Origin of the sequence: Christiangramia lutea (assembly GCF_022489035.1) — a bacterium.
In the GTDB taxonomy this organism is placed as follows: Bacteria; Bacteroidota; Bacteroidia; order Flavobacteriales; family Flavobacteriaceae; genus Christiangramia; species Christiangramia lutea.
On record NZ_JAKVTV010000005.1, the window covers coordinates 67,716 to 81,255 of the forward strand.

The window sequence follows — 13,540 nt, forward strand, 5'->3', positions numbered from 1 at the left end:
TGATTGGTTAGTCAGTTGTGAGCCTATAGTTGATGAAATTAAAGGCTCTAAAGACTGGTTAATTTATCCAAGCCTGCTATCACAGCAACCTTGTTTGAATGGTTAATTACTCATTTCTGTTTTTAATTTAAAAATGGGAGACCAAATGTGATCTATAATGTCCTACCATATTTTACCAAATACAACAGCTCTCTTTTTTCCTGGCAAATCTGTCTGGTTCTGTGCCGCGCTATCTTATACACGATCCAAATCTGCATATTATTTTTTGGGTATATTGATTATACAATCGGGAATTCCTGAAACTCAAATTCGATGTTGTATCACAAATAATCGATTACAATCTTCTTTTAGTCTAATAGCGCCAATCACTGTACAAACAGTATTTTTGAAAGTTTACGATTTATTCCCTCTAAATAACTGATAATAAAATTTTAAAAGAAGTGATGTAGGACGAAAGCACGCTAATACTGTCCCAGTGAATGGATTTACTGAACAAATAAGTTAAATAGTTTGTAAACGCCTCAGCAATACTTTTTTTAAAGACTTATTGATTGGAATTGCCTTTCTACCAATCACAATATGGGTAGTGGCTATTTCTTTGATCTGAGAAATGTTTATTATGTAAGATCTGTGGATCCTAAAAAAATGTCTGGAAGGTAGTTTTTTATCCATTTCTTTCAGGGTAATAACCAGTAAATATTCCTGGTTACTGGAGAAGATGCGACAGTAGTTCCGTTCAGCTTCGATGTAAAGTATGTCTTTAATTGGTACCTTAACCATTGAATTTAGATGCCTTACAAAGATACAATCACTAAGAACGTAGGTTTTGGCATTTTGAGGAGCACTCCCATTATTGCTTTCATCCTTAGCGCTGGTTTGAGAAATGGTTAATTCAATGGCGCGTTGCAGGTCTAATTTTTTAAAAGGTTTAGCGATAAAACCGTGAGGATGAGTTTCCTTTGCACGATTGAAGTGAGCATCATCTGAGTTGGCAGTTAAATAGATTACGGGTATATCGTGTGTTTTTTGCATTGCCAGAGCTGTTTCAATACCATCTAAAGTGCCTTTAAGATTGATATCCAGCAATAATATATCTGGAGTTTCAGATTTAATATGCAACAAAGCTTCTTCACCTCTTGGAACTATACCGGTAACTTCATATCCCAATTCATTAAGTTGTAATGAGATATTTGCAGCGATGACCATTTCATCTTCTACAATGAGTATTTTTGTTTTTTTACCCATCAGGCACTTTTTTGTATAAGAAAGTCAAATTCTATATGGGTGCCTTCATCATTGCGTTCTATCATCTTTCCATTTAGTTGCCTGGTTAGTAATTGCACTAATTGCGTGCCGAATCCCGTACCTCTAGGTACCAGCCCGGCTGTTTTTCCAACTCCGTTATCGCTTACCTGCAATTTTAGATTATGCTCAGTATCTTTTTCCAATCTAATGTTGATGATACCTTGCTGGCCTTTGGGGAAGGCATATTTAAGAGCATTGGTAAGCAACTCATTAACAATAAGTCCTATAGGAACAGCGGTATCTACATCCAGATCCAGGTTATCCATGGCACATTCTATTTTCACTCGTTCTTCGGCATTGAAGGTGTCAAGGATGCCTTCGCTGAGATTGATAAAATAATCCTTCATTTCGATACTTCCCAGGTTAGTACCCTGATATAACTTCTGGTGAATAATCCCCATAGACTGTACTCTGTTCTGACTGGCAATCATAGCATCCTTGGTGGCAGGATCTTCGATTTGAGCAGATTGTAAACCGATAAGACTCTTCACCATTTCCAGGTTGTTTTTTACCCGGTGGTGTATTTCTTTCAGCAATAATTCATTTTCAGAGTTTTTGGCTCTGATGATCCTGGTAGTTTTTTTGCTTTTCTGTAAGAAATATAATAAGCTTAGTAAAAACAGGAATAACAATGAGGCTATTAAAATGATGAGGTTCTGGGTTTTATTTTTTTGATCCAGCAAGGCAGCCTGAGACGCTAGGGTTTCGTTCATTTTCTCTGTCTCGTATTTGATGGCCATTTCAGATTCTATGTTTTCGATCTTACCTTCCAGCATCATTTTAGAATTGGCGTAGGCTTTATCTTTAAAGACCATAGCATTCTCGAAATCATTTAAATGAATATAAGTTTCGGCCAGATCTAAATAGGGCTGGATTAGACCAACCTGGCCTTTTTCATCATGAGCATTAACACCCGCCAAAAGATGATCTAAGGCCTGCTCATATTCTTCCTGCAATAAATAAATATGTCCAATTTCTGTACGGTAGGTGGCACAACGCTCCTCTGAAATATGAGTTTTGCACATTTCCCATGCGGTCACATAATCTTTCAATGCATTGTCATAATCTTTGGCTTTAGTATAAACTTCGCCTCGGTATGAATAGGCTCTTATCGGGATAAAAATTTCCTCGGGTGCTTTTGTTCTAACAATCTCCAGGCAATCTTCTGTAGCTTCATAGGCTTTTTCAAATTCCCCGAGTTTACCATAGCTGATTATTAAATTGAATTGAGCGATAGCTAATTCACTGTAATTATCAGACTTTGCTAATAAAGGCAACGCCTGTTTGGTGTAGGCTATAGATTTTTCAAAATCTTCCATTACCCGGAATTTGACCCCTAAAGTACGGTAAGCACTTCCCAGGCCCGCATCGTCATTTAAATCTTCATAAAGCGCAATGGATTTAAATAAAACTTCCTGAGCTTTATCAAATTGCCCGGTATTCAAATAATCTATAGAAAGAGACCTGTACGTATCAGCAATTTTCTTTTTGTCATTTCCCTTCAAATGATAATCAAGTGCTTTCTCTGCATGATACACTACCGAGTCTGAGGAAAACAAACCATTGTAAGCATGCCAGCTCGCCAGGGATTCGTGGATTTGGGCAATTAATGTATCATCTTCTTGTTTTATACTCTGTTCCAAAGTATGCAGCCCCACTTCAAGAAATTTTTCTAAATTCTCTTCGGATGTAATATTGGCGCGCATCCATGCCAGGCTTGAGTCTATATTTTGGTTAATTAGACCTTTCTCGCTTAAAGTTCCAGACTGTGAAAAACTGAATTCTGAAAAAAAACAAACCAGTAAAATTGTGAAAATTATATTTGACATACTTCTTGAAGGACTGGTTGAAAGGAAATTTTATTACACTTTTAAATATAATGAATTTCCATATAAAATCACTTGGGTGTAGGTTGTAAGTGACTGAAAAACAAATTATTTGGGTAATGAAAGATAGCTTCTGAACTTTTTATTTTCCGGTTGTAAAAAACCTGTACAGACTTAATTATTGAAAACCTTAAATTAATTTCCTTATTTGTTCTTAGTTACCTGTTCCATGTCTTTATCGTTATTCTAATGATCTAAATATAGATTTTGAGACCAACCAAATCAATTATATTATTGCTTAACAAATACCAAACAATGCTGCCAGGGTAGGTTGCTGATATTTTCTTCCAGTTTAAAACCGTTGGCCTTAAACTCCCTGATCGCCTGTTCTTCGGTCATTTTATGCAGTTTCTTAATAGGTATGGAATTATCTTCACCACGATATTCGATGAGATAAATCTTGCCATTTTCGCGCAAGGCCAGGTGCATGGATTCTAACATCTCCACCGGGAAACTGAATTCGTGGTAAACATCTACCATCAGAATTTTGTTGACAGAATTCTCCGGTAGGTTCACGCTTTTTTCCGTTCCTTTGATTAATTCGATATTTTTTATTCCGGCATCCTTTTTTCGTTCACGAATAGCCTGCAACATATCCTCCTGTATATCCACTGCGTAAATAAGGCCTGTTTTCGCCAGAGGTGCCATTTTGAACACATGGTAACCTGATCCTGCACCAATATCGGCAATGGTGTCATCTGGCTGTATTTCCAGATTTTCAATGAGTCTGCTTGTATTTTCCTCTTTTTCGCGTTCAGGGCGTTCCAGCCAGCTTATTCCACGGTAGCCCATTACATGAGCTATCTCACGGCCCTTATACCATTTTCCAATACCATCCAGGCTTCCAGGTTTGAAACTGTAATTCTCATTTGAAGTTTCCGTTTGTCCTTTACACTGAAAAAAGTTTAATGCGAGAATTGTTATAATAAGGTACTTGAGAATTTTCATGATGCCTGTTTGATTTTCTTTAATTTAAGTAAAGTAGGCGACAATTCAATTTAAGGTTTAAGCGATTATTGGAAAGATCAGTTTTCATTACTCTTTCTAAGTTTCTTGTTTCCAAGTCTGAATTTGGTTCGTAATTTTCGATTTTTCTCCTTTTCGCTTTCTTTATCCTGAACTATCTGAATATAAAATTTAGCGCCAGATTCATCAAATGAAAGTTTTTCAGGAAGTTGAGTGCCATCCCTCTTTTTAAGAATATTGTTCCAAGGCAGAGAGATCCATAGGTTGTGATATTCTCCAATTTTTGATTCTCCTTCAACGAAGAGATGCAGAGCGGTAGATTGAATCTCTGTTCGCGGAATTTTGATCATTCCATTCGTTACTTCAATGGTTTGTCTTATGGGCCTGAATTGTAATTTTTCAAACCTTTCTTCCTTTAAAAGTACCACGCTTTCAGTAATAGGGTCAAATTCGTAAATGGCAAGGTTGCGAAGATCCATTTTTATGAATCCGTTTAATGAATTAATGTCCACCGAGCCATCATCATTCATGATACCGGTGAGATCTATCTCCAGGTCGAGGTCACCATCTATCCTTTTCGTATTTCGAAGGTCTTCATTATTCAGGTATTCCAGATCTTCAACTAGTTTTTCCAGTTCTATATCTGCAATATTCATACTTATCTTTACAGGCAATCCTTCCGGGTTTTCCACTCCGCCTTCCAGCATAAGGTCTATTTTCCCTTGTATATATTTAAGATTTGTCTCTTCTATCCTGATAGCACCTAGAGTATTAAAGTCTATTTGTGATTCGAAATCTGATACTTCGATATTGTTATAGATTAGAGAGTCTATATGTATCTCTGCAGAAGGACGGTAAGACTGGTTGATATTACTAAGTATCTGCTTTAGATTTTTTATCTGAAATTCTTGTTGCTTTGAAGTGTCTTTTTTCTTTCTGGTAGTGCCAATCAATTCTCTTAGGTCATGGCTGCTTAGATATGGAGACTGAATTTTGAATGATGAGGTGTGGGTGTTATCAGACATCTCAGTATTGATAAAGCTAGAGAAATTATCAATCTTTCCGGTTATCCCAAGAGAGCTTTTGCCCGGTAGGTCAATATCCAGGTTTTCAAGATAAGCCAGGTCATTCTCTATAATTAAATGCAGGCTGTCAACCGGGAATTGAATTTCTGTACCTTCTATGTCAACGCTCGTATGCACTAATTTTAATTCTCCCTTTGCATTGGTATTAAGTATTTTAAGGTCCCGTGCCTGACCAGTATAACTCATGTTGAATTTAAAATCACCCGATCTTAGCACGAAGTTTACAGTTTGTAAAAGTTCATTCAGGTCTTTCGATTTTCCCTGGGCGGCTATGGAAAAATCAAAATTAAATGGGTTTTGATCCAAAGTAGAATCCTGAATGTTTCTGGCCTGTAATTGGCCATTTATCAAAGCTTCGGAATCTTCATAATTAATCCTAAGATTGTCTAGCTTCAAAATAGAATCATTTTCAAAATAAACCCTGGTAGCCAGGTCGTAAGATACCAGGTCGGCATATTTTAAAGAATCCACTATTAAATCAAATTCCGGATCGAATTTGTAAATATCAGAGAATACAGCATGTAGATCTGGCTTCTCTTTAGGAATTCTAGTGGTATCGGGCTCCATGGAACTTATCGTTTCCATCCATTTATCGATATCTACATAAGGTGCTTTCAACTGCATCAATATCCTGCCCTTACTTTCCAGGCTATCTACGAGAAAACCCGGGAATTGTTCCACCCTTGCCTGCATGCTAAAGGGATGGTGATCTTCAACCTCAACGGTGAAAGGCTTTACCTCGATATTTGAATTATGAACCCCAATTTGCAGAGAATCCAGTTCAAGATCGATGGCCGCTTTTGGGTAATAAAACCTGGTGTTTCTCAATTGTAGATCTCCATCAGCATTACTAAGTAATTCATCAAATTTTTTGATATTCCCGGTTACCTTTCCAGTAAATTCGTATTCACCGGCGTTTATGTCAAGTAATCTAATTTTGAAAAGTTCCTGAAAAACACTAATTGGTCCGGAAGAATTAGCCGCTACATTAATAAAAACCGGTTCCAGTTTTGCCTTGCCGGGGTCTGGAATTCTTAAAGTTCCCTTTAGACTGGTTGCAGCATTCTTATAATTAAATTCCAGTTTTTTTAATTCTATAGTTTCAGGGTTTAGAAAACGAAGATCTGCTTCCAGGTCCTGAAATCGATTTCCGTTATAAACCACTGTATTTAAATCCAGCCTGAAACGCGGCTGAAACTTCCAGTAGATCGCCTCAAAGGCCTCATGCAGGGTATTATATTTATTAGTCTTTTTTTCTGAAGCAGGAATTAGTTCCATGGCCGTTGTAAGCAGGTCATTGATGTTCAGTTCATCTGAATCAAGGGTAACATCGGTAGAGGCAGGCATTTCTGGATTGCTTACCAGAATGGAAGAGAAGTTCTGCACCGTACCCTGGAATAAAAGGTGTTCGCCATTGGGTAGATTTATCTTGAGTTTTTCGAGAACTGAAGTTTTGTCTCCCAAACTTACCTGCAAAACTTCCACAGGTAGCTGAAGGTTATTTTTTCTTAAAACCACCTGGGTATTGTAAAGACTGAAATGACCTTCAGAATTGTCTAATATTTCAAATGGAGTTGGAATGTCTCCGTTTATCTGAGTTTCCAGGTTGAAATTACCGCCAATGAAATTGAAATTGTCTGTTCTCAACGCTTTTGCTAATGTTTCATTAGATCCAGACATCTTCAGTTGGGCATTCACAAAATTCATTGCCTCATCTGAAGACTGGAAATAAGAATCCTTTACTTCAATTTTTATATCATCGAGGTTTGCCGCGAATTGTTCAAAAAAGATCCTGATGTCTTTTTTACCAGGTACCGGGCTATCACTTTTGTCCCAGTTATTCGTAAGATATCCACTGAGGTTCACATTACCCAAAGTATTGTTTTCAGCAAGAAATATCTGGTTTTCTGAAGTTGAGAATTCTGCGTCTATTAAAGGAACATCACCATATTGAAATTCACCTTTTAAATTAAGCCTTGTTCGAAGAGGTTTTGAGAACTCGTAAGCCGAAAGTTTGGCCGCAAGGCTATCTGGAAGAAGGTCCCTGGTATGCTGGAAATTTGTTTCCGTATTTTCAAATGAAAAATCGTAGGAATTTACTCCATCAAAATCGAAGCTGGCTCTGGTTTTAAAACTCTGTTCTCCAATTTGCAGGAGGAACTCAGGAATTTTCAGAAGATCCCGGTCTTCATTCAATGTGAATTCTGGATTTCCTGTTATAGCTTCTCCATTGATATAACTTCCTTTTTTAGTATTGAATCCCAGGTCGTTTACCATCACCTTAAATTCCAGGTTGCCGCTAATGCTCTCACCATCCTCTCTGATCTTACCCTTTGCTTCCAGAACTTCCAGATCGAAAAATTTATTCAGCATTGAATCCTTGGAAACAAAAGTGATCTCTTGTATACTAAAATTCGTTCTTTTGGTATCGAGCCAGCGCGGGAAATATAGGCCAGAACTGGGATCGTCCTGTTTTTGTATTTTTTGCCTTATGTATTCTTCTAAAGATTTGTCAGATACCACTTCAGAATAAATTTCGGCCTTATCTATTTCAATATTTTTGAACTGAATTTCACCTATAAGAAGATCACGGGCTCCAATACTTACTCGGGCTTCTTTGATAGACAGGGAAGACTTTTTATCAAGAATGGTATCGAAACTGGTCTGGTAGATATCCCTTATGGTAAAACCAACATTTGGAAAGCCTTCCAGAAAGGTTGCATCAACATCTCCTATTTCCAGGCTTCCGTTGCTATTATTACTGTACCATTGCTGTAATTCTTCAATAAGAAAACCACGATTAAACCATCCTACGGTAAATAAAAAGCTGGGAACCAGCAGCAGCACTGCCAGAATTATACCTGCTTTTTTTAGCCATTTTTGGTATTTATTCTTGTCGGGGGTCTTGGATTTCACTTTCAGTTATTGGACTCTCCAGATTTAAATTCTATTTCCAGGATTCGAGGAGTCTGCTATTATTTATATGAATATAGGTAATCGTTTTATTACAAAACAGTGAATTGTTCCAATAATTTAGGAACACCGGTTAATTAATGATTTTCAATTAATTTATCTATAATAATGTCAAGCTCTTCTTTATGCTCAGCTACTGCAAGTAAACCATCTTCATAAAGAGCTTTAAGATTTTCAGGTTTTCCATTATCCATGGCGCTATCGGCATGTATCAGTTTTGGCTGAATTCGATAGTAATCCTCGCAATTTTTCCTGGAAAGCGTTTCATATATCTTTTTCAATTGATAATCTACGGTTTCAGAATTTCCACTCATCATGATATCGATAAGAGGCTTGATCCATTTTAATACCCCAGCATCCTTAAAATCCTCGTAGTGATAGGGTTGTTTTACAGAACCAGTTCCAATAGAGATTAAAAGCATTTCTTTTGCGCTCGGTGTATCTGGCTTTTCTTTATTTTTAAATACTTCTGAAAATTTAATGGTTCTGGCCTCGGCATAGGCGCAAAGAGAAGGATTATTGGCAAAAACCCCACCATCTATTAAAAAATGGGGAGTTCCGTAGATAGATTTAATGCGGGAAGCTTCAAAATAAGTAGGTGCGGCAGATGTAGCCCTGGCTACATCTTTCATGTAAAAGTCTCTAATCTCGCTTTTTGCTTCAAGACTGGTAAAAAAGAAAGCCTTCCGGTTACGGATATCATAACTTGTGATAAGGCACGGTTTTAAAGCCTCGCTGAGCCTGGTTTCCTGGAAATAAACCTGTAAGCTTTCCTCCAGTTCTTTTTCAGAATATTTTTCGTCAAAGATGCCATTAAAACTTCCGATCTTTTGACCAAGGGAAACTTCAAAGATATCACTACCCTGGTCGAGATATATACTGAGTGCTTCTCTAGCCCTGAATTTGTTTTCTCCTTCCTCATTGGGACATAAATAGATCATAGAGAGAATTCCGCCTGTACTGGTACCGGCGATGAAATCGAAATACTGGCCTATTGATGCATTTGGGTTATTGGTCTTTTTCTGAAGTTGCTCTTCAATATAGGTAAGAATGGTTCCAGAGAGAATTCCGCGAATACCACCTCCGTCTAATGAAAGAATGCGAATTTTTTTCATAGGTTTTCAGGTTTGAAAATTTTGGGATTTTATAAATCTACGAAAAAGAGAAGTTCTCAAGATTTTAGTAATCAAATAATTACATGAGGTTTTTGTGATCTGATATAAAAACTGCATCCCGAAGAATATCGGGATGCAATTAAGAAGTAAATTTCAAATGATTAATACATAGGGCTTATAGTCACCTTTATCACTTCTTCAATTTCGGGATAGGTATAGCCGTCGTCTACCAATCTCACCACTCCGTTTTCAACGATACCTGTATCTGGTCCAGATTGTCTTGGGGCCTGGTTTGGACCCACTCCGGGTTCTTCATTCACTTCTGTTCCTGCATCCCATAAAGATAAATACATGGTAATATCCCCTGATTTTGGTTCCTTACCATCAAATAATGGAACTCCCTGAGCATCTGGTGCAATAAAAAGATCGTTAGACTGGATGAACATAGTTGCAAAATTCAGGTAGTCATTAGGTTTAGCTTCAATGTAGAATTCATAGGCATCACCTGGAAAGATTGGTGCACCGCCACTGGCACCTACAGGGGTCATAAATACACCGTGGGAACGCACCTTTGGATTATTCATGAGGCTCTCATTTAAATCATTGGCACTACCATCTTCGGCGATAGCCTCAAGTCCTTCGCCATAATCTGCCTCCCATGGAGAGAAAAGTGGCTCACTATTTTTCTTTTGAACCAGGTAGACTCCCGGAGAGAATGGAGTAGTAAAAGTACCTTCTTCAGTTACGTTTTCAATAGTTACTTTGAACTTTGTAAACGCGTCATTCTCTTTTCCGGTTTGAGATTTCAGCTCTGCGGTGGTTAGTTCTTCATTTAATTCAGCATTGTCTGTGGTACAACTTAAAAGGACAGCTGCCAGGGTAAACGTAAATAAAAATACTCGTCTCATAATTTTTGCTTTTAATGGTTAAACAACTGATTACAAACCTAATATCGAGTTATCACAATTCTGTAACAGGAAAATATTCTTTGTGTAACATTTTGATAATGAGAGAGTAATTGAACTGAGAACCCTGGATCCTGAACTTCCATTCAAGAGTGATGAAATTGTCATCGTGATAATTTCGTGATGCTTATTTAGATCACTTTCTGTAATTTGGTAGAAATTTAGATATCTGATGATCAATATCTTAGTTATAGAAGACGACAGGAATATTGCCGAATTGATAGCGGTAAACCTAAAGGATGATATTACCTCGGTTCATTGTTCCTATAATGGGAATGATGGTTTTCTTGAGGCCACCAATCCCGATTACGATCTAATTATCCTGGATCTAATGCTCCCGGGAAAAAAAGGTATGGATATTTGCCGGGATCTCAGGTCGGCTAATATCAATACACCTGTCCTGATGCTCACCAGTAAAAGTGATGAGATTGATAAGGTGCTCGGGCTTGAATCTGGAGCAGATGATTATATCACCAAACCTTTCAGTGTACGTGAATTCCAGGCCAGGGTGAAGGCGATTCTGAGAAGACAAAAGCTGGATGCCGTAGAAGAAACTTCTGACGAGCTCCCGGAAATGTATATTAAAGATCTTTATATACACCAGGAAATGCGTAAGGTTGAAATTAATGGTGATCGAATAAACCTTACTCCTAAGGAATTTGAATTGCTGTGCCTAATGGCGAATAACCCAGGGAAGACCTACAGCAGGGCGGAATTGTTGCATTCTATTTGGGGTTATGAATTTGAAGGCTATGAACATACCGTGAACTCTCATATTAATAGGTTGAGGACAAAACTTGAGAAAGATGGCGGCAATCCGGAATATATTTTAACAACCTGGGGAGTAGGCTATAGATTTACTGAAGACTGAAAGTATGAAAACCAAGAACACATTATTTTACCAGATCGCCGGGATCCTGTTATTAGTATTCCTTTTACTGGCATTTTTGATCACCCGGTCTTCGGTTAGATTTTCTGAAGACTATCATAATGAGATCACCCAGGGATTAAATAAGAATGTTGCCAAATACATCGTGGAAGAGGTGAAGGGTCTATATGACGGTGATTCCGTTGCTGCTTCAAAAATGGGAGACTTAATGCATCATGTGATGGCTACCAACCCGGCTACCGAGGTATATCTTTTAGACCTGGATGGCAATATTCTGAAGCATGTGGCAATGGATAAAGAGGTAAAAGCAAATAAAATTGATCTGGAACCAATTCATAAGTTTATTGCTGCCGATGGTGAAGATTATATTAAAGGGGATGATCCAAAACTACCTGGTGAAAAGAAAATTTTTTCTGCGGCACCCTATATACATGAAGGTGAAAAGGTAGGTTATATCTATACAATTGTGGGGGGCAATGATTATGACAGTTTGTTGAGCAAGCATGAGGGGAGTTATATCCGGAGGTTGAGCGTTCAGAATATATTGTATGCTTTGTTTACAGCATTGGTGATCTCTTTACTGGCTATATATTTTCTCACCCGGAATTTCAATAAAATTACTTCGGCCTTCAAGTCTTTTCAAAATGGAAATCATGATGCCAGGATAAATGGAGTAAATAATGGAGAAATGGGGTTACTGGCAACTACCTATAATGAAATGGCCGATACCATTCAGGGAAATTTTAAGAAACTAAAAAGTGTTGACCACTTACGTAAGGAATTGATGGCGAATATCTCTCATGACCTTCGAACCCCAATAGCATCTATTCGTGGATTTATAGAGACTTTAATGATAAAAAAGGACGAATTAAGTGAGACTGATAAGGAACGCTATATGCAAATCGTCCTTAAAAATTCAGACCGCCTGAAAAAATTGGTAGATGATCTTTTTGAATTGAGCAAGCTCGAGGCGAAACAACGTGAACTTCAGCCAGAACCTATACAAATGGCAGAGATCATACAGGATACAGCCGATAAATATCGATTTCTTGCCCGCGAAAAAGGAATAAGTATCAATACTATTTATTCCAAAGATCTTCCCTTGGTATATGGCGATATTGCACTTATTGACCGCGTACTTCAGAATATTATTGATAACGCCATTACCCATTGCGAAAAAGGAGATATTGTTACCCTGGATCTTAGCAGGGAGGCGGATGAGATCAAAGTTAGTATTGCCGATACCGGTTCTGGTATTGCTCCCCAGGAATTACCTCATATTTTTGAAAGATATCGTAAGGGAAAATTACTCACTGATTCTGAAAAAGGGAGCGGTCTGGGTCTGGCTATTGTAAAAAAGATCATGGATCTGCACAAGGTGAATATCTATGTAAATAGCGTTCTGGATAAAGGAACTGAATTCTATTTCAGCCTTCCTATTCATAATAAATATAGCAATGCCCAGGGGCATTGTAGCGATAAATAAAATTTTCCGAGGTAAACAAAATGATTTGAACAGTAAATTTAATTCTCAATCATAAATTCACTGTTCTTATCATTCTAAAATTTTAAATTCGCTCACTTCAAAAGTAATTGTAGAGGTTTAAGATACTCTAACCACACGATTTTTTTATCTGTCCGGAGTCATATTCGGTATCAATTAATAGTACTTTCAACATCTTCTTACAGGATTTTTCTGGTTCTCTAATCCTAATGGGTTTCTTTTTCATTGAGCATCGATAGATCCTGTAGATACTATATAAACTGAGTTCTGCTCCCAAGGCGTTAATGAATTCGTTGTGTATAATTACATCTGTCTTTAAAGACATGCAATGTTTCTTTTCTTCCTTTGATGGTAGGTTCTTACAAAATGGGTAGGCGGGTACCTCTGTAATTAATCCGAATGTGCCTTTTTCTACTTTTTCCACGAACTTTTTTTCAACGATCTTTGAAACCTTGATCAACTCTATTTCATCCTTAAGACTGGTTTAGGTAGCTTGTATTTCAGTTTCCTAAATTTCGGAATTGTCTGCTACAACTTCTATGATCTCTGGAACTGGAGGAAGAAGATCTTTGAGTTCTGTAATGGGAATATCTTAAACTTCCATATTTGAAACTACGAATTCGCAAGTCTATCTGGAAAAATATAACTGTATTGACATAAGTCTGCTATTGGTTTTTTCTTGACTTGAATGGGGTTTGTGTTATTGGTTTATCACCGGCAATAGTTTTTATTTTTATTCCACTATGCTTAAGGTTAGATGCATAGCTTTCCAGGGAGTACGACATATATTATCAGAACCGGCAATTTGAGAGGGAAAAGAGGATCTTAAAGGTAAGTTGAACAGCTCATTGT

General features: G+C 37.5%; 9 protein-coding genes. 2 read left to right on the forward strand and 7 right to left on the reverse strand.

The features are described 5' to 3' along the window. Positions 1-501: 501 nt before the first annotated feature. From ML462_RS13665 to ML462_RS13690, 6 genes are all read right to left on the reverse strand, one after another. On the reverse strand, positions 502-1,245 hold the full coding sequence (locus tag ML462_RS13665; RefSeq protein ID WP_240714389.1) for a LytR/AlgR family response regulator transcription factor: 744 nt from the start codon (positions 1,243-1,245) through the stop codon (positions 502-504). Next, a complete protein-coding gene (locus ML462_RS13670) occupies positions 1,245-3,134 on the reverse strand; it encodes a sensor histidine kinase (protein ID WP_240714390.1) in 1,890 nt (629 codons plus the stop codon). Before ML462_RS13670 ends, ML462_RS13665 begins: the two co-directional genes overlap by 1 nt. Before the next feature lie 288 nt (positions 3,135-3,422). Further along, positions 3,423-4,139 (reverse strand): class I SAM-dependent methyltransferase, encoded by a 717-nt coding sequence (locus ML462_RS13675; RefSeq protein ID WP_240714391.1) that lies wholly within the window; start codon positions 4,137-4,139, stop codon positions 3,423-3,425. A 77-nt stretch (positions 4,140-4,216) separates the two neighbouring features. After that, complete coding sequence (locus ML462_RS16140) at positions 4,217-8,158, reverse strand: AsmA family protein (RefSeq protein ID WP_240714392.1); 3,942 nt, start codon at positions 8,156-8,158, stop codon at positions 4,217-4,219. 134 nt (positions 8,159-8,292) lie between these two features. Beyond that, positions 8,293-9,330 (reverse strand): patatin-like phospholipase family protein, encoded by a 1,038-nt coding sequence (locus ML462_RS13685; protein ID WP_240714393.1) that lies wholly within the window; start codon positions 9,328-9,330, stop codon positions 8,293-8,295. Positions 9,331-9,491: 161 nt separating this feature from the next. Then, entirely contained in the window at positions 9,492-10,238 is a 747-nt protein-coding gene (locus tag ML462_RS13690) for a spondin domain-containing protein (RefSeq protein ID WP_240714394.1), read from the reverse strand. A 229-nt stretch (positions 10,239-10,467) separates the two neighbouring features. On the opposite strand from ML462_RS13690, the gene ML462_RS13695 reads away from it, so the two are divergent. After that, entirely contained in the window at positions 10,468-11,166 is a 699-nt protein-coding gene (locus ML462_RS13695; protein ID WP_240714395.1) for a response regulator transcription factor, read from the forward strand. 4 nt (positions 11,167-11,170) lie between these two features. Further along, positions 11,171-12,670 (forward strand): sensor histidine kinase, encoded by a 1,500-nt coding sequence (locus ML462_RS13700; RefSeq protein WP_240714396.1) that lies wholly within the window; start codon positions 11,171-11,173, stop codon positions 12,668-12,670. A gap of 127 nt (positions 12,671-12,797) precedes the next feature. On the opposite strand, the gene ML462_RS13705 is transcribed toward ML462_RS13700, so the two are convergent. Then, complete coding sequence (locus tag ML462_RS13705; protein WP_240714397.1) at positions 12,798-13,148, reverse strand: hypothetical protein; 351 nt, start codon at positions 13,146-13,148, stop codon at positions 12,798-12,800. Positions 13,149-13,540: the final 392 nt, after the last annotated feature.

Coding starts and splice junctions, on each gene's coding strand:
- ML462_RS13670 (WP_240714390.1), bottom strand. CDS start 3,134: ATGTCAAATATAATTTTCACAATTTTACTGGTTTGTTTTTTTTCAGAA.
- ML462_RS13700 (WP_240714396.1), top strand. CDS start 11,171: ATGAAAACCAAGAACACATTATTTTACCAGATCGCCGGGATCCTGTTA.
- ML462_RS13690 (WP_240714394.1), bottom strand. CDS start 10,238: ATGAGACGAGTATTTTTATTTACGTTTACCCTGGCAGCTGTCCTTTTA.
- ML462_RS13665 (WP_240714389.1), bottom strand. CDS start 1,245: ATGGGTAAAAAAACAAAAATACTCATTGTAGAAGATGAAATGGTCATC.
- ML462_RS13685 (WP_240714393.1), bottom strand. CDS start 9,330: ATGAAAAAAATTCGCATTCTTTCATTAGACGGAGGTGGTATTCGCGGA.
- ML462_RS13675 (WP_240714391.1), bottom strand. CDS start 4,139: ATGAAAATTCTCAAGTACCTTATTATAACAATTCTCGCATTAAACTTT.
- ML462_RS13695 (WP_240714395.1), top strand. CDS start 10,468: ATGATCAATATCTTAGTTATAGAAGACGACAGGAATATTGCCGAATTG.